General features: G+C 61.0%; 18 protein-coding genes. 14 read left to right on the plus strand and 4 right to left on the minus strand.

Annotated features, from left to right (window positions below; translation table 11 throughout):
* Positions 1–15 precede the first annotated feature (15 nt).
* The 11 genes from tssB to ACWHXD_RS30845 all read left to right on the plus strand — a co-directional run bounded on the left by tssB (position 16) and on the right by ACWHXD_RS30845 (position 16,380).
* Complete coding sequence (gene tssB / locus ACWHXD_RS30795) at positions 16–522, plus strand: type VI secretion system contractile sheath small subunit (protein ID WP_003195557.1); 507 nt, start codon at positions 16–18, stop codon at positions 520–522.
* A gap of 2 nt (positions 523–524) precedes the next feature.
* Positions 525–2,021 (plus strand): type VI secretion system contractile sheath large subunit, encoded by a 1,497-nt coding sequence (gene tssC / locus ACWHXD_RS30800; RefSeq protein ID WP_003195559.1) that lies wholly within the window; start codon positions 525–527, stop codon positions 2,019–2,021.
* Positions 2,022–2,181: 160 nt separating this feature from the next.
* Complete coding sequence (locus ACWHXD_RS30805; RefSeq protein ID WP_003195562.1) at positions 2,182–2,670, plus strand: Hcp family type VI secretion system effector; 489 nt, start codon at positions 2,182–2,184, stop codon at positions 2,668–2,670.
* A gap of 72 nt (positions 2,671–2,742) precedes the next feature.
* Positions 2,743–3,258 carry a type VI secretion system baseplate subunit TssE gene (tssE, locus tag ACWHXD_RS30810; protein ID WP_003195563.1) on the plus strand — a complete coding sequence of 172 codons (516 nt, stop codon included), beginning with the start codon at positions 2,743–2,745 and terminating at the stop codon, positions 3,256–3,258.
* Positions 3,255–5,114: a type VI secretion system baseplate subunit TssF gene (gene tssF / locus ACWHXD_RS30815; RefSeq protein WP_003195564.1), complete on the plus strand. Its 1,860-nt coding sequence runs from the start codon at positions 3,255–3,257 to the stop codon at positions 5,112–5,114. Before tssE ends, tssF begins: the two co-directional genes overlap by 4 nt.
* A complete protein-coding gene (tssG, locus tag ACWHXD_RS30820) occupies positions 5,078–6,121 on the plus strand; it encodes a type VI secretion system baseplate subunit TssG (protein ID WP_032894505.1) in 1,044 nt (347 codons plus the stop codon). The genes tssF and tssG overlap by 37 nt, the downstream gene beginning before the upstream one ends.
* The gene (gene tssH / locus ACWHXD_RS30825) at positions 6,114–8,774 is read left to right on the plus strand and encodes a type VI secretion system ATPase TssH (protein WP_138761984.1); all 2,661 of its coding nucleotides are present in this window, start codon (positions 6,114–6,116) and stop codon (positions 8,772–8,774) included. The genes tssG and tssH overlap by 8 nt, the downstream gene beginning before the upstream one ends.
* A gap of 159 nt (positions 8,775–8,933) precedes the next feature.
* A complete protein-coding gene (locus ACWHXD_RS30830) occupies positions 8,934–10,877 on the plus strand; it encodes a type VI secretion system Vgr family protein (protein WP_032894502.1) in 1,944 nt (647 codons plus the stop codon).
* 15 nt (positions 10,878–10,892) lie between these two features.
* Positions 10,893–11,327 carry a DcrB-related protein gene (locus tag ACWHXD_RS30835; protein ID WP_060763892.1) on the plus strand — a complete coding sequence of 145 codons (435 nt, stop codon included), beginning with the start codon at positions 10,893–10,895 and terminating at the stop codon, positions 11,325–11,327.
* Between the two features lie 12 nt (positions 11,328–11,339).
* Complete coding sequence (locus tag ACWHXD_RS30840) at positions 11,340–15,704, plus strand: RHS repeat-associated core domain-containing protein (protein ID WP_238344548.1); 4,365 nt, start codon at positions 11,340–11,342, stop codon at positions 15,702–15,704.
* A gap of 13 nt (positions 15,705–15,717) precedes the next feature.
* A complete protein-coding gene (locus tag ACWHXD_RS30845; RefSeq protein ID WP_032894500.1) occupies positions 15,718–16,380 on the plus strand; it encodes a hypothetical protein in 663 nt (220 codons plus the stop codon).
* A gap of 93 nt (positions 16,381–16,473) precedes the next feature.
* Here ACWHXD_RS30845 and ACWHXD_RS30850 read toward each other — a convergent pair whose 3' ends face one another.
* The 3 genes from ACWHXD_RS30850 to ACWHXD_RS30860 all read right to left on the minus strand — a co-directional run bounded on the left by ACWHXD_RS30850 (position 16,474) and on the right by ACWHXD_RS30860 (position 18,292).
* Positions 16,474–16,749 (minus strand): HU family DNA-binding protein, encoded by a 276-nt coding sequence (locus ACWHXD_RS30850; protein WP_003213368.1) that lies wholly within the window; start codon positions 16,747–16,749, stop codon positions 16,474–16,476.
* A 190-nt stretch (positions 16,750–16,939) separates the two neighbouring features.
* On the minus strand, positions 16,940–18,088 hold the full coding sequence (locus ACWHXD_RS30855; RefSeq protein WP_003195591.1) for an NAD(P)/FAD-dependent oxidoreductase: 1,149 nt from the start codon (positions 18,086–18,088) through the stop codon (positions 16,940–16,942).
* Positions 18,089–18,124: 36 nt separating this feature from the next.
* Complete coding sequence (locus ACWHXD_RS30860; RefSeq protein WP_014720509.1) at positions 18,125–18,292, minus strand: rubredoxin; 168 nt, start codon at positions 18,290–18,292, stop codon at positions 18,125–18,127.
* Positions 18,293–18,487: 195 nt separating this feature from the next.
* Between ACWHXD_RS30860 and ACWHXD_RS30865 the strand changes: the two genes are divergently transcribed.
* Together ACWHXD_RS30865 and ubiA are read left to right on the plus strand one after the other, a co-directional pair.
* Positions 18,488–19,051, plus strand: a complete 564-nt coding sequence (locus ACWHXD_RS30865) for a chorismate--pyruvate lyase family protein (RefSeq protein WP_138761983.1) — start codon at positions 18,488–18,490, stop codon at positions 19,049–19,051.
* The gene (gene ubiA, locus ACWHXD_RS30870) at positions 19,051–19,941 is read left to right on the plus strand and encodes a 4-hydroxybenzoate octaprenyltransferase (RefSeq protein ID WP_014720511.1); all 891 of its coding nucleotides are present in this window, start codon (positions 19,051–19,053) and stop codon (positions 19,939–19,941) included. Before ACWHXD_RS30865 ends, ubiA begins: the two co-directional genes overlap by 1 nt.
* Before the next feature lie 120 nt (positions 19,942–20,061).
* Here ubiA and ACWHXD_RS30875 read toward each other — a convergent pair whose 3' ends face one another.
* Positions 20,062–20,439: a COG4315 family predicted lipoprotein gene (locus ACWHXD_RS30875; RefSeq protein WP_138761982.1), complete on the minus strand. Its 378-nt coding sequence runs from the start codon at positions 20,437–20,439 to the stop codon at positions 20,062–20,064.
* A gap of 154 nt (positions 20,440–20,593) precedes the next feature.
* Between ACWHXD_RS30875 and phoB the strand changes: the two genes are divergently transcribed.
* The gene (phoB, locus tag ACWHXD_RS30880; protein ID WP_003195617.1) at positions 20,594–21,283 is read left to right on the plus strand and encodes a phosphate regulon transcriptional regulator PhoB; all 690 of its coding nucleotides are present in this window, start codon (positions 20,594–20,596) and stop codon (positions 21,281–21,283) included.
* The last annotated feature ends 95 nt before the right edge of the window (positions 21,284–21,378 follow it).

Consider the following 21,378-nt stretch of genomic DNA (forward strand, 5'->3'; position numbering starts at 1 on the left):
ACCAGGAGCAGCAACGTGGCGAAGCAAAGTTCTCAGAAATTCATCGCGCGCAACCGTGCGCCTCGAGTGCAGATCGAGTACGACGTCGAGCTTTACGGCGCCGAGAAAAAGGTCCAGCTGCCCTTCGTAATGGGCGTGATGGCCGACCTCGCCGGCAAGCCTGCCGAGCCGTTGGCACCCGTGGCCGACCGCAAGTTCCTTGAAGTGGACGTCGACAACTTCGACTCACGCCTCAAGGCCATGCAGCCACGCGTCGCGTTCCACGTCCCCAACGAGCTGACAGGCGAAGGCAACCTGAGCCTGGACATCACCTTCGAAAGCATGGACGACTTCAGCCCGGCCGCCGTGGCGCGCAAGGTCGACTCCCTGAACCAACTGCTCGAAGCCCGCACCCAATTGGCCAACCTGCTGACCTACATGGACGGCAAGACTGGCGCTGAAGAAATCATCATGAAGGCGATCAAGGACCCGGCATTGCTTCAGGCACTTGCCAGCGCGCCCAAGCCTGCAGGGGAGCAGTAATCATGACGGACAATACCGCCCGCGAAGGCAGCCAGATCCTGGGTACCACCGAAGAAGCCAGCGAGTTTGCGAACCTGCTGCTGCAAGAGTTCAAACCCAAGACCGAGCGTGCCCGCGAAGCCGTTGAAACTGCGGTGCGCACCCTGGCTGAACAGGCCCTGGCGCAAACCGACCTGGTGTCCAACGACGCAATCAAGTCGATCGAATCAATCATCGCCGCTATCGACGCCAAGCTCACCGCCCAGGTCAACCAGATCATCCACCACCAGGATTTCCAACAACTGGAAAGCGCCTGGCGTGGCCTGCATTACCTGGTCAATAACACCGAGAGCGATGAGCAACTGAAGATTCGCGTGCTCAACATCTCCAAGCCAGACCTGCACAAGACCCTGAAGAAATTCAAGGGCACTGCATGGGACCAGAGCCCGATCTTCAAGAAGATGTACGAAGAAGAATACGGCCAGTTCGGTGGCGAACCGTACGGCTGCCTGGTGGGTGACTACTACTTCGACCAGTCGCCGCCCGATGTGGAACTGCTGGGCGAGCTGTCGAAAGTCTGCGCCGCCATGCACTCGCCGTTCATCGCTGCGGCCTCGCCGACTGTGATGGGCATGGGCTCGTGGCAGGAACTGTCGAACCCACGCGACCTGACCAAGATCTTCACCACCCCGGAATACGCCGGCTGGCGCTCGCTGCGTGAATCGGAAGACTCGCGCTACATCGGCCTGACCATGCCGCGCTTCCTGGCACGCCTGCCGTATGGCGCCAAGACCGACCCGGTGGAAGCCTTCGCCTTCGAAGAAAACACCGACGGCGCCGACAGCTCCAAGTACACCTGGGCCAACGCCGCCTACGCCATGGCGGTGAACATCAACCGTTCGTTCAAGCACTACGGCTGGTGCTCGCGCATCCGCGGCATCGAGTCTGGCGGTGAAGTGGAAAACCTGCCGGCCCACACGTTCCCGACCGATGACGGTGGCGTGGACATGAAGTGCCCGACCGAAATCGCCATCAGCGACCGCCGTGAAGCGGAACTGGCGAAGAACGGTTTCATGCCGCTGCTGCACAAGAAAAACACCGACTTCGCCGCATTCATTGGCGCCCAGTCGCTGCAAAAACCTGCCGAATACGACGACCCGGACGCCACCGCCAACGCCAACCTGGCCGCACGTCTGCCGTACCTGTTCGCCACGTGCCGTTTCGCTCATTACTTGAAGTGCATCGTGCGCGACAAGGTCGGCTCCTTCAAAGAGAAGGACGAAATGCAGCGCTGGTTGCAGGACTGGATCCTCAACTACGTCGATGGCGACCCGGCGCACTCCACCGAAACCACCAAGGCCCAGCACCCGTTGGCCGCCGCCGAAGTGATCGTGGAAGAAGTCGAAGGCAACCCGGGGTATTACAACTCCAAGTTCTACCTGCGCCCGCACTATCAGCTTGAAGGGCTGACGGTGTCGTTGCGTTTGGTATCGAAGCTGCCTTCGGCGAAAAGCGCCTAACTAACCGGACCGGCTCGCTAGCTCGTTCCCACGCTCCGCGTGGGAATGCCGCCCGGGACGCTCTGCGTCCCGGTGACGCGTAGCGTCACAGGATGCGTTACCACGCAGAGCGTGGGAACGATCACCCAATCAAGTGGCATGGGCCACACAGGGAGAAAACATGGCTGTTGATATTTTCATCAAGATCGGCGACATCAAGGGCGAGTCCATGGACAAGGCCCACAAGGACGAAATCGATGTGTTGAACTGGAGCTGGGGCATGTCCCAGTCCGGCAACATGCACGTCGGCGGTGGCGGTGGCGCGGGCAAGGTGAATATCCAGGACCTGTCGCTGACCAAATACGTCGACAAGGCTTCGCCCAACCTGATGATGCACTGCGCCAGCGGCAAGCACATCGACAAGGTCAAGCTGACCGTGCGCAAGGCCGGTGGCGAGAGCCAGGTCGAGTACATGGTGATCAACCTGGAAGAAGTGCTGGTCACCTCCTTGAGCACCGGCGGTTCGGGCAGCGATGACCGCCTGACCGAAAACGTCACCCTGAACTTCGCCCAAGTGATGGTCGACTACCAGCCGCAGAAAGCCGACGGCACCAAAGACGGCGGCGCCATCAAGTTCGGCTGGAACATCCGTTCCAACACCAAACGCTGATAGCCCTTGTGGCCGTGGCCTGGTGCCACGGCCATTGTGTCCCTCTCGCAACCCGTCCGTGGAGCTGCTTTGGTGGTAACTGAAATCGCTTCCCGCGACCGTCTGCAACCGTCCCTGCTGGACCGGTTGACCGACGACGACCCGACCAACCCCAAGGAAAGCGCGGACAAACGCGTGCTGTCCCTGACCCAATTGAAGGCCTCGGTGCTGCGTGACTTGGCGTGGTTGCTTAACACCACCTCGTTACTCGATACCGATGCCACGCTGCACACCCCGGCCGGCACGTCGGTGGTCAATTACGGCCTGCCGGCACTGGCGGGCAACAGCGCTTCGAGCGTCGATATCAAAGCCCTGGAAGCCTTGATTTACCAGGCCATCGCCACCTTCGAGCCGCGTATTTTGCGCCACACATTGCGGGTCAAGGCGCGCATGGGCCATGGCGAGATGAACCACAACGCCCTGAGTTTCGAGATTGAAGGCGACCTGTGGGCACAGCCGGTGCCGTTGCGTTTGCTGTTGCAGACCGACGTGGACCTGGAGTCCGGCCATGTGCGCGTGCTCAATGCCGACCAGCGGAGACGCCCATGAACCCGCGCCTGCTGGAGCTGTACAACCAGGAACTGCACCACGTGCGCGAAAGCGCCGCCGAGTTCGCCAAGGAATACCCCAAGATCGCCAGTCGGCTGACCCTGTCCGGTATGGACTGCGCCGACCCGTACGTCGAACGTTTGCTTGAAGGCTTCGCCTATCTCACGGCCCGCGTGCAGCTCAAGCTCGACGCCGAGTACCCGACCTTCACCCACAACTTGCTGGAAATCGCCTACCCGCACTACCTGGCACCGACGCCGTCGATGACCGTGGTGCAATTGCAGACCGACCCCGATGAAGGCTCCCTGGCCGGCGGTTTCCCGCTGCCCCGTGACACGGTGCTGCGTGCCGCCCTGGGCCGTGAAACCCAGACCTGCTGCGAGTACCGCACCGCGCACCCGGTGACGCTGTGGCCGTTGCAGGTCAGCAACGCCGAATATTTCGGCAACCCCGCCGCCGTGCTCGGGCGCCTGGCCGCCAGCGAACCGAAGGCCAAGGCCGGTCTGCGCCTGACCTTGCGCACCGGTGCCGAGCTGCCGTTCAACAGTCTCGACCTGGACACCTTGCCGCTGTACCTGAGCGGCGCTGATGAACAACCGTTTCGCCTCTACGAACAACTGCTGGGCAACGCCTGTGCGGTGTTTGCGCGCCAGCCCGGTGGCGATTGGGTCGAGCGCCTGCCCCAGGGCGCGTTGCGCTCGCGGGGGTTCGACGATGCCGATGCGGCCATGCCGGTGGTGGCGCGGGCATTCCAGGGCTATCGCCTGTTGCAGGAGTACTTCGCCCTGCCCCATCGCTTCCTGTTCGTTGAATTCGCCGAGTTGAGCCGCGCGGTCAAGCGCTGTGACGGCCAGGAGCTGGAACTGATCGTGCTGTTCGACCGCCACGAACCGAGCCTGGAGGGCAGCGTCGGCGCAGCGCAGTTTTTGCCGTTCTGCACGCCCGCCATCAACCTGTTCCCCAAGCGCGTGGACCGTATCCACTTGTCCGACCGGGTCAATGAACACCATGTGATCGCCGACCGTACGCGGCCGATGGATTTCGAGATTCACTCCTTGAGCGGCATCACCGGCCACGGCACCGGGCCGGAGCAGCCGTTCTTGCCGTTCTATGCGGTGCGCGATCCGTCGCGTTATGGCCGCGACCAGGCCTATTACAGCGTGCGCCGCGAGCCGCGGGTGCTGTCCAGCGACCAACGCCGCAATGGCCCGCGCTCCACTTATGTGGGCAGCGAAACCTTCGTCAGCCTGGTGGACAGCCGCCAGGCGCCGTATCGCCATGACCTGCGCCAGTTGGGCGTGACGGCGCTGTGTACCAACCGCGATCTGCCGCTGTTCATGAGCGTGGGCAACGGCAAGACCGACTTCACCCTGGCCGACAGCGCGCCGGTACTGGCCGTGCGGTGCGTGGCGGGGCCAAGCCGCCCGCGTGCCAGCCATGCGCATGACGCCAAGGCCTGGCGCCTGATCAGCCAGTTGTCGCTCAACTACCTGTCCTTGAGCGAGCAGGGCCAGGGCGCCGGCGCCTTGCGCGAACTGCTGCGCCTGTACGGCGACAGCAATGACGCCGCCCTGCAATTGCAGATCGAAGGCCTGCGCGAAGTCAGCAGCAAGGCGGTGACCCGACGCCTGCCGATGCCTGGCCCGATTGTGTTTGGGCGCGGCCTGGAAATCACCTTGGAGTTCGATGAAAACGCGTTTCGCGGCACCGGCGTGTTCCTGCTCGGTGCGGTGCTGGAGCGCTTCCTGGCACGCTACGTGTCGATCAACAGCTTTACCGAGACGGTGATCCGTACCACCGAACGCGGCGAGATCATGCGATGGAAAGCCAAGCCCGGACGGCGTCCGACCCTGTGAGCACCCTGGACGCGATGCACCAGGAGCCCTGGGAATATGACTTCTTCCAGGCATTGCGGCGCATCGAGTGCGAAACGCCCGAGCTGCCACGCCTGGGCCATTCCCTGCGCCTGGCCGATGATCCGCTGCGCCTGGGGCAGCAGGCCGATTGCACCTTCGCACCCGCCACCCTCGCCTCGGTCGACCCGGGAGGCGATGGCAAGCCGGCGCGGCTGGAGCAGTTCTTCTTCGGCCTCGGCGGCCCCAACGGCCCGCTGCCGCTGCACATCACCGAGTACGTACGCGAGCGCCAACGCAACAACGCCGACAGCACCAGCAAGCAGTTCCTGGATGTGTTCCACCATCGCCTGCTGACTCTGTTCTATCGGGCCTGGGCCGAGGCGCGGCCTACCGTCAGCCACGACCGCCCGGACGATGACTACTGGTCCGCCCGCCTCGCCGCCCTGAGTGGCCGTGGGATGCCGAGCCTGCTCAATCAAGGGCTGATCCCCGATACCGCGAAGCTGCATTACAGCGGCCATCTGTCGGCGCAAACCCGCTACCCGGATGGCTTGAAAGCGATCCTCGGCGAGTACTTTGGCCTGCCGGTAGCGATCGAAGAATACGTCGGCCAATGGCTGGAACTGCCCGAACGCAGCCGCGTGGGGGTCAGCGCCAACCAGTTGGGCGTGGACTTCTGCCTGGGCAGCCACGTGTGGGACCGCCAGCACAAATTCCGCATCCGCCTGGGCCCGCTCACGCTGGATGACTACATGGGCATGCTGCCTGGCCAACAGCCGTTCAACGAGCTGGTGGCGTGGGTGGCCGAGTACCTGGGCCATGAACTGGACTGGGACTTGAACCTGGTTTTGCAACAACCCGAAGTTCCGGCGCTGCAACTCAACGGCCAGTTCCGCCTGGGCTTCAACACCTGGCTCGGCCAACCTGCGCATGACGCCAACGACCTAATCCTGGCCCGGCATTACGCCGACCACGCCACCACCTCAAGGAATCCAGAGCATGGGTGAAATCAGTCGCGCCGCACTGTTCGGCAAACTCAACAGCGTGGCCTACAAGGCCATCGAAGCCGCCACGGTGTTCTGCAAGTTGCGGGGCAATCCGTATGTGGAACTGGCCCACTGGTTTCACCAGTTGCTACAACTGCAGGACTCGGACCTGCACCGCATCATCCGCCAGTTCAACGTGGAGCCGGCACGCCTGGCTCGCGACCTCACCGAAGCCCTGGACCGCCTGCCGCGCGGCTCCACGTCGATCACCGACCTGTCCTCCCATGTGGAAGAGGCCGTAGAACGCGGCTGGGTGTATGGCAGCCTGATGTTTGGCGAAAGCCAGGTGCGCACCGGTTATCTGGTGCTGGGCATCTTGAAGACGCCGAGCCTGCGCCATGCGCTGCTGGGTTTGTCCGGCGAGTTTGACAAGATCAAGGCCGAGGCCCTGAGCGAGCGCTTTGATGAATACGTCGGTGACTCACCGGAAAACGCCTTGAGCGCCAGCGACGGCTTCAATGCCGGTGTCCCTGGCGAAGCCAGCGGGGCCATGGCGCCCAGTGCAATGGGCAAGCAGGAAGCGCTCAAGCGTTTCACGGTGGACCTGACCGAACAGGCCCGCAGCGGCAAGCTCGACCCCATCGTCGGCCGTGACGAAGAGATCCGCCAACTGGTGGATATCCTCATGCGTCGGCGCCAGAACAACCCGATCCTCACCGGTGAAGCCGGGGTAGGCAAGACTGCCGTGGTCGAAGGTTTCGCCCTGCGCATCGTCGCCGGTGACGTGCCGCCTGCGCTCAAGGACGTGGAGCTGCGCAGCCTCGACGTGGGCCTGTTGCAAGCCGGCGCCAGCATGAAAGGCGAGTTCGAACAGCGCCTGCGCCAGGTCATCGAAGACGTGCAGGCCTCGCCCAAGCCGATCATCCTGTTTATCGACGAAGCCCACACCCTGGTGGGTGCCGGTGGCGCTGCCGGCACCGGTGACGCGGCCAACCTGCTCAAGCCTGCCCTGGCCCGTGGCACCTTGCGTACCGTGGCTGCCACTACCTGGGCTGAGTACAAAAAGCACATCGAGAAAGACCCGGCCCTGACCCGCCGCTTCCAGGTGGTGCAGGTTGCCGAACCGTCGGAAGAAAAGGCACTGCTGATGATGCGCGGCGTGGCTTCCACCATGGAAAAACACCACCAGGTGCAGATCCTCGATGAAGCCCTGGAAGCCTCGGTGAAGCTCTCCCACCGCTACATTCCGGCGCGCCAGTTGCCGGACAAATCCGTGAGCCTGCTGGACACCGCCTGCGCCCGCGTCGCCATCAGCCTGCACGCGGTGCCAGCGGAGGTGGACGACAGCCGTCGGCGTATCGAGGCCCTGGAAACCGAGCTGCAAATCATCGCCCGTGAGCATGCGATCGGCATTGCCACCGGTACGCGCCAGAGCAACAGCGAAGCCTTGTTGAGCGCCGAGCGCGAGCGCCTGGCGACCCTGGAAAGCCGTTGGGCTGAAGAGAAAGCCTTGGTGGATGAACTGCTCGCCACTCGTGCCACCTTGCGCGAAAAAGCCGGGGTGGTGGACAGCGGCAACGATGCATTGCGTGCGCAATTGGTCGACCTGCAACAACGCCTCACCGCTCTGCAAGGCGAGACCCCATTGATCCTGCCGACCGTGGATTACCAGGCCGTGGCCTCGGTGGTCGCCGACTGGACCGGCATCCCGGTGGGCCGCATGGCGCGCAATGAGCTGGAAACTGTGCTCAACCTCGACCAACACTTGAAGAAACGCATCATCGGCCAGGACCATGCCTTGCAGATGATCGCCAAGCGCATCCAGACCTCCCGCGCCGGCCTCGACAACCCGAGCAAGCCGATTGGCGTATTCATGCTGGCCGGCACCTCGGGTGTGGGCAAGACCGAAACCGCCCTGGCCCTGGCCGAAGCCATGTACGGCGGCGAGCAGAACGTCATCACCATCAACATGAGCGAGTTCCAGGAAGCCCACACCGTGTCCACGCTCAAGGGCGCACCTCCGGGCTATATCGGCTACGGCGAAGGCGGTGTGCTGACCGAAGCGGTACGGCGCAAACCCTACAGCGTGGTGCTGCTGGATGAGGTGGAGAAAGCCCATCCGGACGTGCACGAGATTTTCTTCCAGGTGTTCGACAAGGGCGTGATGGAAGACGGCGAAGGCCGGGTGATCGACTTCAAGAACACTCTGATCCTGCTGACCACCAATGCCGGTACCGAGCTGATCTCCCACGTCTGCAAGGACCCGGCGAACATCCCCGAGCCCGAGGAAATCGCCAAGGCCCTGCGCCAGCCGCTGCTGGAGATCTTCCCGCCGGCGTTGCTCGGTCGACTGGTGACCATCCCGTACTACCCGCTCAGCGACGAGATGCTCAAGGCGATCACACGCCTGCAACTGAACCGCATCAAGAAGCGTGTGGAGAACACCCATAAAGTCGCGTTCGAGTATGACGACGCCGTGGTCGACCTGATCGTCTCGCGCTGCACCGAGACTGAAAGCGGCGGGCGCATGATCGACACCATCCTCACCAACAGCCTGCTGCCGGACATGAGCCGCGAGTTCCTCACGCGCATGTTGGAAGGCAAGGCGTTGGCGGGAGTGCGGATCAGCAGTCGGGATAATGAATTGCACTACGACTTCAGCGACGCGGTTTGATCTGACGGAATGCGATCAAAACTGTGGGAGCGGGCTTGCTCGCGAATGCGGTGTATCAGGTGATACACCCGGTGACTGACCCACCGCTTTCGCGAGCAAGCCCGCTCCCACATTTTTGATTCGGTTTCTTCAGTTATTAAGGTATTTACGGGACTACCGATGCTATTCAACCAAGCCTCACGCCTGGCCAAGATCACCAGCCCCCTCGGGCCGGATGTGCTGTTGCTCAACGAAATGGGCGGCGGTGAAGAGCTGGGCCGGCTGTTCAACTATGAGCTGCAACTGACGTCCCTGGACGCCAACATCGACCTCAACCAGTTGCTGGGCAAACCGATGAGCGTGGGCCTGCAACTGGCCGACGGTGGCGAACGGTACTTTCATGGAATCGTCGCCCGTTGCAGCCAGAACATCGACCAGGGCCAGTTCGCCAGTTATCAGGCCACCCTGCGCCCCTGGCTGTGGTTGCTCAGCCGTACCTCCGATTGCCGTATCTTCCAGAACCTGAGCATCCCGCAGATCATCAAGCAGGTGTTCCGCGACCTGGGCTTTTCCGACTTCGAAGACGCCCTCAGCCGGCCGTATCGCGAGTGGGAATACTGCGTGCAATACCGCGAGACCAGCTTCGATTTCGTCAGCCGCCTGATGGAACAGGAAGGCATCTACTATTTCTTCCGCCATGAACAGGACCGCCATGTGCTGGTACTGGCCGACGCCTATGGCGCTCACACCAGCGTGCCCGGCTATGCGTCGATCCCCTACTACCCCAAGGACGAGCAACAGCGCGAACGCGACCATATGCACAACTGGCACCTGGCGCAGGAGGTGCAGCCGGGCTCGCTGGAGCTTAACGACTACGACTTCCAGCGCCCCAGCGCGAGCATCGATGTGCGCTCGGCCATGCCGCGCCCGCACACCGCCGGTGACTATCCGCTGTACGACTACCCCGGCACCTACGTGCAAAGCGCCGACGGCGAACACTATGCGCGCACCCGCATCGAAGCCCTGCAAACCCTGCATGAACAGATCGAGTTCAGCGGCAATGCGCGCGGCCTGGGCTCGGGCCATCTGTTCAGCCTCACCGGTTTCAGCCGCCAGGACCAGAACCGCGAATACCTGATCGTCGGTTGCCGTTACTTCATCGTGCAGGAAAGCCTGGAAAGCGGTGGCGGTTCAGGCTCGGCGCAGTTTGAAAGCAGCCTGACCTGCATCGACGCCCAACAGAGTTTCCGCCCACTGGCCAACACCCACCGCCCCATCGTCAAAGGCCCGCAGACCGCGCTGGTGGTAGGCCCCAAGGGCGAGGAAATCTGGACCGACCAGTACGGGCGCGTGAAGGTGCATTTCTACTGGGACCGCCACGACCAATCCAACGAAAACAGCTCGTGCTGGATTCGTGTGTCGCAATCCTGGGCCGGCAAGAACTGGGGCTCGATGCAGATTCCACGCATCGGCCAAGAGGTGATCGTCAGCTTCCTCGAAGGCGACCCCGACCGGCCGATCATCACTGGGCGCGTCTACAACGCTGAGCAGACGGTGCCCTACGATTTGCCAGAGAACGCTACCCAGAGCGGCATGAAAAGCCGCTCCAGCAAAGGCGGCACGCCAGCCAACTTCAATGAAATCCGCATGGAGGACAAGAAGGGGCTGGAGCAGTTGTATATCCATGCCGAGCGTAACCAGGACATCGTGGTGGAGGTGGATGAGAGTCATTCGGTGGGGCATGACCGCAATAAAAGCATCGGGCATGACGAAGTCGTGACCGTCGGTAACGACCGGGTACGCGCAGTCAAGCACGACGACATGCTCATGGTGGGGTTCAGCAAGACAGACGCCATCAGTAAAAGTTACCTGATTGAAGTGGGCGAAAACCTGCGCCTGGTCTGTGGCAAAAGCGTGCTGGAGCTCAATGCCAGCGGGCAGATCAATCTCACTGGCGTTCAGATCAACGTGTACTCCGAAGGCAGCTCCGAGATCAACACCGGAGGCAATCTGCATTTGAACATTGGCGGCAAAGGCGGCACCACTCCCATGGGCCAGGGGGTCAAGGGCGACATTGACGCCGCCGTCAACGCCATGTTTCCCAAGCCGTCTTCCGGCCAATAACGAGACTCCGTTTCAATGACCTATCGACTCAATGAATTTGAATTCACCCTGCCCAGCGATGAGGTTCAGGATGCTTCCATCAATATCCTGAAGTTCGCCGCGCTGGGTACCTCGTTGATCGTCAGCCGCAGCCTGCTGGGTGATGGCGAGACGCTGCAGAGCAACTTCGAAGAGCAACTGGCGAAGCTGGAAAAGCAGGTACAGGACTTGCGCTACCAACCGGCCAAGGCTCTTCGTGTAGGCGCGGCGCAGGATATAGACGCCATCGAAGTACATAACCAGTTCAGCAAGGGCACCGAGCGTATCCATCAATACCAGTTAGCGCTTGTGATACCCGGCACTCGGCAGATGCTTGCCCTGAGTTATGTCAAAGCCCAACCCCTGGGCGATGCTGAAAGCGCCCATTGGGCAACCATCAAAAGCACCTTGCAGCTCAATCCCAAACCTTGAAGCCCTTAATCCATGTCTGACGCTCTCTGGGCGGCACGTCTCGGCGACGGCCTGCTGCACACCTCGGCGATGGCCGACATCCTGGGCGGCGTGCTGGAAATTGCGGCCAACATCGCTATTACGGCCGTCGCCACGGCTGCGATTGTGGCCGCCACCGGTATTACGGTCGTAACCGGCGGCCTAGGCTGCTTTGTACTGGGTGCCGTGGTGGGCATCATCGTCGGCATAGGCATGAGCAAGACGGGGGCAGACAAGGGACTGACAAAAGTTTGTGACTGGATAGGCAACGCGTTATTCCCGCCGGTGGTGATGGCGACCATTGCCACCGGCTCACATAACACCTTCACCAACGGCATACCCGCTGCGCGTGCCGCAGGCGCAATCGGCCCGGTCAGCCCGCAACCTGCCGAAGGCGGCAATCCCGAGGAAGCCAGCTACCTGGACATGGCCAAGGGATTTTTCTCGCAGATGTGGCGCCCCACTGTGGCGGTTCCTGCGCCGGGCGCAGTCCCCAAACCGCTGGACATCGTCATCTGCACCAAGCATCCACCCATGCCACCGCAGTTTATTGCCGAAGGCTCCAGCAAGGTCACGATTAATGGTCAGCCGGCCGCCCGTAGCGGTGACCGAAGTACCTGCGACGCATCGATTGTCGAGTCGGGGATGATCTCCAGCAACGTGCGTATTGGCGGCAGCCCCGTGGTGGTGCGCGAGATCCGCAGCGGCAAGACCCCCGGTGTCGGGCTGGCGGTGACCGCGCTGTTGATGCTGCGCGGTGGTGGCTCCAAGTTTTTCAGCAAGCTGCCGTGCATGGTCGTTGGTGGACTGGTGTCGTGGGGCACCAGCCAAGTGACCAATGCCATTACCTCCGCAGTAGCAGGCTCGCCTAACCCGGTACACAGCTCCACGGGCGCGAAAATTCTTGATGGGGAAGACGATCTGGACTTCGCCCTGCCCGGCCTGCTCCCTATCGAGTGGCAGCGCTACTACAGCAGCCGGGACGAGCGTCGCGACGGTCTGTTCGGTGCCAGCTGGAGCGTGATCTACGAGGTCTGCGTCGAGATCGGCATACACCCCGAAGGTGGGGAACGGCTGGTCTATACCGATGAGCAAGCGCGACAGATCGACATGGGCGTGATCCCGCTGGGCGGTGCCGTATTCAGCGCAGGAGAAGGCTTGAGCGTACGGCGCAATACCAATGGCCAACTACTGATCGAAAGCGTTGACGGGCTGTATCGGCTATTCGAACCAACGCCAGGTAACGCCTCACGCCTGCGCCTTAGCCAATTGGGGGATCGCAACGACAACCGAATCTTCCTTGACTATGACATTCAGGGTCGGCTGAGCCACTTACGAGATACGTTCGACCATGTGCGTGTCGAATTTGTTTACAGCCAGCAATGGCCTGCGCGAGTGGAGCAAGTCAAACGGCTATACCCCGATCACAGCCGAGAAACCCTTATCAGTTACGGCTACGATGCTCGCGGCGACCTGGCCGAAGTTCGCGATACCGACGCAAATGTGCAACGCCGCTTCACCTACGACAGCGGCCAGCGCATGGTCGAGCATCAGTTGCCCACCGGGCTGCGTTGTTACTACCAATGGGACTGTGTGGACGGTAGCGAATGGCGCGTGGTGCGGCACTGGACCGATGAAGGTGACGAGTACCGGTTCGACTATGACTTGCCGGGTGGCGTGACGCGCATTACTGATGGCTTGCAACGGGTCAGCACACGCCGCTGGAACCCGCAGTACCAGATAACCGAGTACACCGACAACCTGGGAAAAACCTGGCAGTTTGAATGGAATGACGAGCGTCAGCTGCTCAGCGCCACCGATCCACAAGGCGGCAAATGGCAGTTCGGCTACGACGAGTCCGGCAACCTGTGCAGCACCCAGGATCCGGTGGGGCGTATCGAATCGACGTTGTGGCTGGAGCATTGGTCGCTGCCGCTGGTGGAGACCGATGCCGCAGGCCACGCGTGGCAATATCAGTACGACCAGCGAGGCAATTGCGTCAGTGAAATCGACCCGTTGGGGCATGTCACACGGTATCGCTACGATACGTTTGGACAGGTGGTGGAGATCATCGATGCCACGGGCAAAAGCAAAACCCTGCGCTGGAATGAAACCGGACAGTTAATCCAGCATATCGACTGTTCGGGGTACCCCACAGCGTTCGAGTACGACCGCCAGGGTCATTTGCAGGTAGTCATCGACGCTTTGGGTGAGCGCCAGCGCTATCAACACGACAGCCAAGGCCGGTTGCTACAGAGCGAAATGCCGGACGGCCGCATCGAGCAGTACCTGCGCGATACCAGCGGTCTGTTGATCGGCTATACCGATGCCGCAGGTCACACCACCCGCTACCAGTACGGACGCCGCGGGCAGGTGCGCCAACGAATAGATGCCCATGGCCGGCAGATTGAGTTCCGCTACGACGCCTACGGACACCTCCAAACCCTGACCAATGAAAATGGTGAGAGTTACCGCTTTACCTGGGACCCGTGCGACCGTCTGGTAGAGCAGCAAGACCTCGACGGCAGCGCCCGACGTTATGCCTATGACCTTCTGGATAACGTAGCCGCCGTTGAGTACGTGCCCACAGGGCAGACGCCTGAGCCTTCAATTGTGCATCGACTCGAACGCGATGCAGTGGGCCGCTTGCTGTTGAAACAAACCGATGATGGTCGCACCGAATACGCCTATGACCCGTTGGACCAACTTACCGCTGTCACCTTCATCGGCAATGACGAAACCACCCAGGCACTGGCCTTCGCCTACGACGCGCGCGGCCAACTACTCATCGAACAAAGCGCCGCCGGCAGCCTGAACTACCACTACGATGAACTCGGCAACCTGATCCAGACGCAGTTGCCCGACGGCCGTTGGCTCAACCGCCTGTACTACGGCAGCGGCCACCTGCACCAGATCAACCTCGACGGGCGCATCATCTGCGACTTCGAACGCGACCGCCTGCACCGTGAAGTCCTGCGTACCCAAGGCCAGATCACTACGCGCAGCGAATACGACCGCAGCGGCCGCCTGCGCTCACGGATACGCCGTCCCAACGGCCAGCCCACGCAACTGCCGGCCGCCCAGCAAAAACACTTTGACTATGACCCGGCCGATAACCTGATCGGCCGCCTGGAGCGTGACCGCGATAACCATCGGGATCAGCGCCAACTGCTCCACTACGACGCGACCGGGCGCATTATCGCCAGCCAGGACAACGCTCAGGGCCAGCGAGAAACGTTTGCCTATGATGCCGCCGCCAACCTGCTGGACGGTCCGTCAGCCAGTGCGGGGCTGGTGGTGCATAACAAGCTGTTGACCTATCAGGACAAACGCTATCGTTACGACGGCTTTGGCCGAATGATCGAAAAACGCAGTGCCCTACGCGGCGTACAGTTTTTTGCCTACGACGCAGAGCATCGCCTGATCGAAGTCCGTAGCCAGAAGGATGGACGCGAAACGGTCGTGAAAATGACCTACGACCCCCTCGGACGGCGCATCGCTAAAACCGAACATGACAGCAACGGTTATCCGTTGGGTGAAACCCGCTTTGATTGGGAGGGGTTGCGCCTGCTGCAGGAGCATCGGCATAGCCAGACCAGCCTCTATCTCTATGAAGAAGACGGCTATGTACCGCTGGCTCGCGTGGACGGCACGGGCGAGCATCAAAGCGTACGCTACTACCACAACGACCTGAATGGATTGCCTGAGCAACTGACCGAAGCTGATGGAAAAACGGTGTGGCAGGCGCGCTATCAGGTGTGGGGGAATGCGGACGAAGAAGTGCGTGAAGCGTACTTTATCGAAGAGCAGAATTTGCGGTTCCAGGGGCAGTATCTGGATCGGGAGATTGGGCTGCACTACAACACGTTTCGGTTTTATGATCCGGATGTGGGGCGGTTTACGACGCCGGATCCGATTGGTTTGGCGGGGAGTTATAACCTCTATCAATACGCACCCAATACGTCCGGGTGGATTGACCCGCTTGGGCTGCTCAAAGAAGGCGAAGTGGCAGGTTACGGTGCAAAGGCCCACAAGAATGATGGACTGGAAGCACACGAGATTGTCCGAAATAAATTTTTGGAAGAAAAAGGTATTGCCAAAGGTCGCCGCTACAAGGGCAACCCGTCCATCGCGCTGTCCCCTAAGCATCACGACATGGTACATGCCGAGGAAAATCGTTTGAGGCGCGCTCGCGGCATGGGCCCTAACCAAATGCTCAAGCGCGGCAAGCTGGAAATTCGCCTCATGTCTCAAGCCATACACAACTCGCTGGTCAAAACCGGCATCATTACGCAACAACAGGCCAGAACGGCGAGGCGCTCCGCCACTTCATTCGCCAAACGAAAAGGTTGTTTCTAAAGGATCACGCGCTATGGGCATCAACCAAATCATTCTCTCAGAGCAAGATCATGGCCTTGGACAAGTAGGTGGAGGCGCGTGGCTGACAGATCTTGATCTCTGGCCGAGAGATCCACAAACCGGCCAATTGATGCTGCCTGTGATGACGATGACTTCAACGTTTCTGAGTGTGCCATTCATTCCTCCTGGAATGGCGCTGACGGTGTTTGTCAGCGTTGAGCGAAATGACGAAACCTACACGCGGGCATCAGTGCGCAAGTTGGCTGTTCATCAACAAAGCGAGATGCAGAAACTTCAAACTGGCCATGGCCGTGTCCTGCTTCACACGCTCGCATCCGCTGAGCTCACACCCGCTACATTGGCTGATCCGATTCCACGAAAGTATATTGCACAGCAACCATTGACTCCCGAACAAATGGAAGAAGAACTGGAAGACGTGGAGTGTGGCGTAGGTATCAGCAAGGTTTTAGGGCGCCCCGCTTGGCTGCAAGACCCGCTGTATGAAAGCCCTCGCTACTATTTCCTGGCTCAGTTGACCGATACCGATATCGCAAAAGTAAGCGCTCGTCACGAAGGCATATTTGGTGGCGGTATAGGTTACGTGTTCGCCGATAATCGAGCGAAAAAAATGAAAGAAGGCGAAATGGGGGGCTATTTCCTCGTTCAATTTAGCTGATCACACAAACACAAAGAGCAAAAAAATGGGCACCCGACCCGCCGGCGTGCCCATTTTTCATACCCTCCCGCCTCCCTTCAGGCGGTACCACTATTACGGGTTGACGCTGTCTTTGAGCGACTTGCCCGGCTTGAACGCTACGGTGTTGCTCGCCTTGATTTTCACTGGCTCACCGGTTTGCGGGTTTTTGCCAGTGCGGGCGCCGCGGTGGCGTTGCAGGAAAGTGCCGAAGCCAACCAGGGTGACGCTGTCTTTGCGGTGCAGGGCGCCGGTGATTTCTTCGAGGACGGCGTTGAGGACGCGGTTGGCCTGTTCTTTGGTGAGATCGGCTTTTTCAGCGATGGCGGCTGCGAGTTCTGGTTTACGCATATGTGAAGCCTCTTTGACGGTTTTTTGTTGTTATGTCCGTGCTGCTCTCTGGTGGAGCAGCGCCAAGGCGCCGCAGGCTCTACTCTGCGGCAGACGGGAGTGAGGATGGCATGCCCTCGGGCGCCGCGCCAGTCTCGCGGCGGCCTTTCTCCGGGTAAGAACGTGATGTTTGCGACAGAACGGGTGGTATTTACGCCAGCAGCGGCGGAAGTTCTTTGTTCAGCGCCAGTTTTTCCATGACGGCGCTGCCGGTCAACGCATAACCCAGCAGGCGGCCACTGGCATCGCGGCACAGGGCCTTGATGTCGGCGCCCTGCCCTTCGACGCTCCACACGCCTTCCGTGCCCCGTGGCGCAGGTGATACCACCAGCGGGCACACCGGGGTTTTCACGGTGATGGGCATCGGCCCATAGCTCACCGCCGTGGCATTGCCGGCCAGGGTTTGCGCCAGGGCACGGGCGCAGCTCATCAGCGGCATCACGTACAGCAAGTTCAAGCCATCGACCTCGGCGCAGTCGCCCAAGGCATAGATGTTGGCGTGGGAGGTCTTGAGGTGGCGGTCCACCATGATCCCGCGGTTGATTTGCAGGCCGGCCGCTGCGGCCAGGTCTACACGCGGGCGTAGGCCAATGGCAGACACCACCAGGTCACAGTGGATCACCTCGCCGTCCGACAGGTGCGCTTCAAGGCCATCAGCCGTGCGTTGCAGGCGATTGAGCACCGGGCCCAGGTGGAAACGCGCGCCGATGCCCTCCAGCCCGGCTTGCACCGCTGCGGCCGCCGCCGGGTGCAGCAGGGTCGGCATGACTTGCTCACAGGGCGCGACCAGATCGATTTCATAGCCGCCCAGGATCAGATCGTTGGCAAATTCGCAGCCGATCAGGCCGGCGCCGAGCAGCAGCACGCGCCGTTTACCGGCAGCGGCGGCACGAAAGCGCGCGTAGTCTTCCAGATCGTTGATCGGGAAAATCAGCTCAGCCGCATCGCCTTCGACCGGTACGCGCACGGTTTCTGCGCCCCAGGCCAGGACCAGGTCGCGATAGGTCACCGCTTCCTCGCCGATCCACAGGCGCTTGTGGCCTGGGTCGATGCCGCTGATACGGGTATGGGTGCGCACCTGGGCCTTGAGTTGCTCGGCCATGGCGCCGGGTTCGGCCATGCTCAGGCCATCGGCTTCCTTGTTCTTGCCAAAGCCGGTGGAGAGCATGGGTTTGGAGTAGGAGCGTCCGTCATCTGCGGTGATCAGCAGCAACGGGGTCTCGCTGTCGAGCTTGCGAAACTCCCGGGCGACGTTGTAACCGGCCAATCCTGTGCCGATGATCACGACAGGTGCGTTCATTCCTTTCTCCTTGTAGTACGTTTCTTAAATTCGGGATTACGCGATTTCGATCATTTCGAAGTCCGACTTACCCACGCCGCAGTCCGGGCACAGCCAGTCTTCCGGGACGTCCTGCCACAGAGTGCCTGGTGCAATACCGTCATCCGGCCAGCCGTCCGCTTCGTTGTAAATAAGGCCACAGACGATACATTGCCACTTCTTCATTACGTGCTTCCTCAGGTTCAGGCGTGTTGGCCGGCGGTCGATGGATCCAGCGTTGCCGCGCGGCTCAGGGCGTTTTGTACTGATCGGGGCCGGCAGATGCAAGCACGTTCGACGCAAACGACGGGTTTGGCACGGCAAAAGCCCAGGGTGCCATGGTAAGCTCGCCGCCTCTTTTGCTGCCAATACTGACTCACCGTGCCGCACTCAATCGCCCTTCCCGACGCTTGCCAATGGCTGACCCAGAGCCTTCTGAGCCCCTTGCCCACGCCCTTGACCCTCAATTGGCTGTTTGACCAAGGCTCGCTGACGCGACGGCTGACGTGGCTGTCCAACGAGGGTTTCAGCGTGACGCCGCTGTTCGAAGGCTGGCAACCGTTGCGCGACGACGAATGTGCCGCCCTGGACCTGCCGCCGGCCAGTATCGGTTGGGTACGCGAGGTGTATTTGCGCGGGCACGGCCAGCCTTGGGTGTTCGCCCGCAGCGTGGCGGCCCGCAGTGCCTTGCAGGGCGATGGGCTGCACATGGACGAGTTGGGCAGCCGTTCGCTCGGCGAGTTGCTGTTCTGCGACCGCGCCTTTACCCGCCAGGCCATTGAAGTGTGTCACTACCCTCGTGCCTGGCTGCCGACAGCGGACCAGGCCGATAATCTGTGGGCGCGCCGTTCACGCTTCGACCGCGGGGCGCTGAGCGTGCTGGTGGCGGAAGTCTTCCTGCCGAGTTTCTGGCACGCGTTGCACGCACATCCGGAGAACTGCTGATGTACCAACGTCTGCTCAAGTCCTTGAACCGCCTGAACCCCAGGGCCTGGGATTTCATTCAGTTGACGCGCATGGACAAACCCATCGGCATCTACCTGCTGCTGTGGCCGACACTGTGGGCACTGTGGATCGCCGGCAAGGGTTCGCCGTCGCTGATCAATATCGTGATTTTCGTGCTGGGCGTGGTACTCACCCGGGCCGGCGGCTGCGTGATCAATGACTGGGCCGACCGCAAGGTCGATGGCCATGTGAAACGCACCGAGCAACGCCCGCTGGTAAGCGGCAAGATCAGCTCGAAAGAAGCGCTGGTGTTTTTTGCCGTGTTGATGGGCATCAGTTTCCTGCTGGTGCTGCTGACCAACGCCAGCACCATCCTGCTGTCCCTGGGCGGCCTGGCTCTGGCGGCGAGCTACCCGTTCATGAAGCGCTACACCTATTACCCCCAAGTGGTGCTGGGCGCGGCGTTTTCCTGGGGCATGCCGATGGCGTTTACCGCCGAGACCGGCCATTTGCCTGCCACGGCGTGGCTGCTGTACATCGCCAACCTGTTGTGGACGGTGGGCTACGACACCTATTACGCCATGACCGACCGCGATGACGACTTGAAGATCGGGGTGAAATCCACCGCGATTCTATTTGGCGATGCCGACCGCGTGATCATTCTCACCCTGCAAGGCCTGGCGCTGGCGTGCCTGTTGCTGGCCGGCGCGCGGTTCGAGTTGGGCGGGTGGTTCCACCTCGGGTTGCTGGCGGCGGCGGGCTGTTTTGTCTGGGAGTTCTGGTACACGCGGGACAGGGACCGCATGAAGTGCTTTAAGGCGTTCTTGCATAACCACTGGGCGGGGTTGGCGATTTTTGTCGGGATTGTGGTGGATTACGCGGTTCGCTGAGGATTCTGTGGTGATTGTTGGGGCGCCATCGCAGGCAAGCCAGCTCCCACATTTTGATTGTATTCGCACATCAAAAGTGGGAGCGGGCTTGCTCGCGAAGGCCTCAAAGCCGCCGCTTAGTCAGGGTTTGATGATGTGCCAAACGCTACCCTTGCCATCACCGGTCTTGTCACCGGCTTTCTTGTCGTCCTTGTAGGTGTAGACAGGCTTGCCTTTGTACGCCCACTGGCTGGTCTGGTCGTCGCGGGTGATCACCGTCCAATCGCCGGTCTTGGTGTCGGTGGATTCTGCCTTCAGCGGTGGCCAGTTGGTCGCGCACTGGTCCTTGCACACTGATTTGCCATCAGCGTCCTTATCGAAGGTGTAGAGCGTCATCCCTTTGTGATCCACCAACATCCCGTCGTTAGTCATCGCCGGCTCTGCCGCAAACGCCAGGCCTGGCAGCGTCAACACCGCAGATACCAGCAGGGCTTTCCAGGAAACAGTGCTGTAAGTCATCGGAACCTTCCTTTTGTGGTTGTCAGGATTCGGACCCAAAGGGTAGTCCAGAGTGCCGTTAATTGCCCAAGCGACTAAATTACTGTCACACGACTGCAATAATTCCGTTATCTAATGCGGCGCAAGACAGTTAAATGACAAGAGGATTTTGAGCATGGTTGGCAGGAGCATTCTGATTGTTGACGACGAAGCGCCCATTCGCGAGATGATCGCCGTTGCGTTGGAAATGGCCGGCTATGACTGCCTGGAGGCGGAAAACTCCCAACAGGCCCACGCCATTATCGTCGACCGCAAGCCGGACCTGATCCTGCTCGACTGGATGCTGCCCGGCACCTCGGGCATCGAGTTGGCCCGCCGTCTCAAGCGTGACGAGCTGACCGGGGATATTCCGATCATCATGCTCACCGCCAAGGGCGAAGAGGACAACAAGATCCAGGGCCTGGAAGTCGGCGCCGATGACTACATCACCAAGCCGTTTTCCCCCAGGGAGCTGGTGGCGCGCCTCAAAGCCGTGCTGCGCCGCGCCGGCCCGACCGATGGCGAAGCGCCTATCGAAGTCGACGGCCTGATCCTGGACCCGATCAGCCACCGCGTGACCATCGACGGCAAGCCTGCGGAGATGGGACCGACCGAGTACCGCCTGCTGCAATTCTTCATGACCCACCAGGAGCGCGCCTACACCCGTGGCCAACTGCTCGACCAGGTGTGGGGCGGCAACGTCTATGTGGAAGAGCGCACGGTGGATGTGCATATCCGCCGCCTGCGCAAAGCCTTGGGCGATGCGTACGAGAATCTGGTACAAACCGTGCGCGGCACCGGCTATCGGTTTTCTACCAAAGGCTGAGCCAGCCGTTTCGTGACTTAATCGCCTGACTTAAACAGCTGACAAGGACGCATGTTCAAGTGAACCAAAACTGGCATGGCACCCTGATCCGCCAC

This window comes from Pseudomonas fjordensis (assembly GCF_976987115.1).

Bases quoted from the DNA above. Each gene is read 5' to 3' on its own strand.
- tssC (WP_003195559.1), top strand. From the start codon at position 525: ATGACGGACAATACCGCCCGCGAAGGCAGCCAGATCCTGGGTACCACC.
- ACWHXD_RS30805 (WP_003195562.1), top strand. From the start codon at position 2,182: ATGGCTGTTGATATTTTCATCAAGATCGGCGACATCAAGGGCGAGTCC.
- tssF (WP_003195564.1), top strand. From the start codon at position 3,255: ATGAACCCGCGCCTGCTGGAGCTGTACAACCAGGAACTGCACCACGTG.
- tssG (WP_032894505.1), top strand. From the start codon at position 5,078: ATGGAAAGCCAAGCCCGGACGGCGTCCGACCCTGTGAGCACCCTGGAC.
- tssH (WP_138761984.1), top strand. From the start codon at position 6,114: ATGGGTGAAATCAGTCGCGCCGCACTGTTCGGCAAACTCAACAGCGTG.
- ACWHXD_RS30830 (WP_032894502.1), top strand. From the start codon at position 8,934: ATGCTATTCAACCAAGCCTCACGCCTGGCCAAGATCACCAGCCCCCTC.
- ACWHXD_RS30835 (WP_060763892.1), top strand. From the start codon at position 10,893: ATGACCTATCGACTCAATGAATTTGAATTCACCCTGCCCAGCGATGAG.
- ACWHXD_RS30840 (WP_238344548.1), top strand. From the start codon at position 11,340: ATGTCTGACGCTCTCTGGGCGGCACGTCTCGGCGACGGCCTGCTGCAC.
- ACWHXD_RS30845 (WP_032894500.1), top strand. From the start codon at position 15,718: ATGGGCATCAACCAAATCATTCTCTCAGAGCAAGATCATGGCCTTGGA.
- ACWHXD_RS30850 (WP_003213368.1), bottom strand. From the start codon at position 16,749: ATGCGTAAACCAGAACTCGCAGCCGCCATCGCTGAAAAAGCCGATCTC.
- ACWHXD_RS30855 (WP_003195591.1), bottom strand. From the start codon at position 18,088: ATGAACGCACCTGTCGTGATCATCGGCACAGGATTGGCCGGTTACAAC.
- ACWHXD_RS30860 (WP_014720509.1), bottom strand. From the start codon at position 18,292: ATGAAGAAGTGGCAATGTATCGTCTGTGGCCTTATTTACAACGAAGCG.
- ubiA (WP_014720511.1), top strand. From the start codon at position 19,051: ATGTACCAACGTCTGCTCAAGTCCTTGAACCGCCTGAACCCCAGGGCC.
- ACWHXD_RS30875 (WP_138761982.1), bottom strand. From the start codon at position 20,439: ATGACTTACAGCACTGTTTCCTGGAAAGCCCTGCTGGTATCTGCGGTG.
- phoB (WP_003195617.1), top strand. From the start codon at position 20,594: ATGGTTGGCAGGAGCATTCTGATTGTTGACGACGAAGCGCCCATTCGC.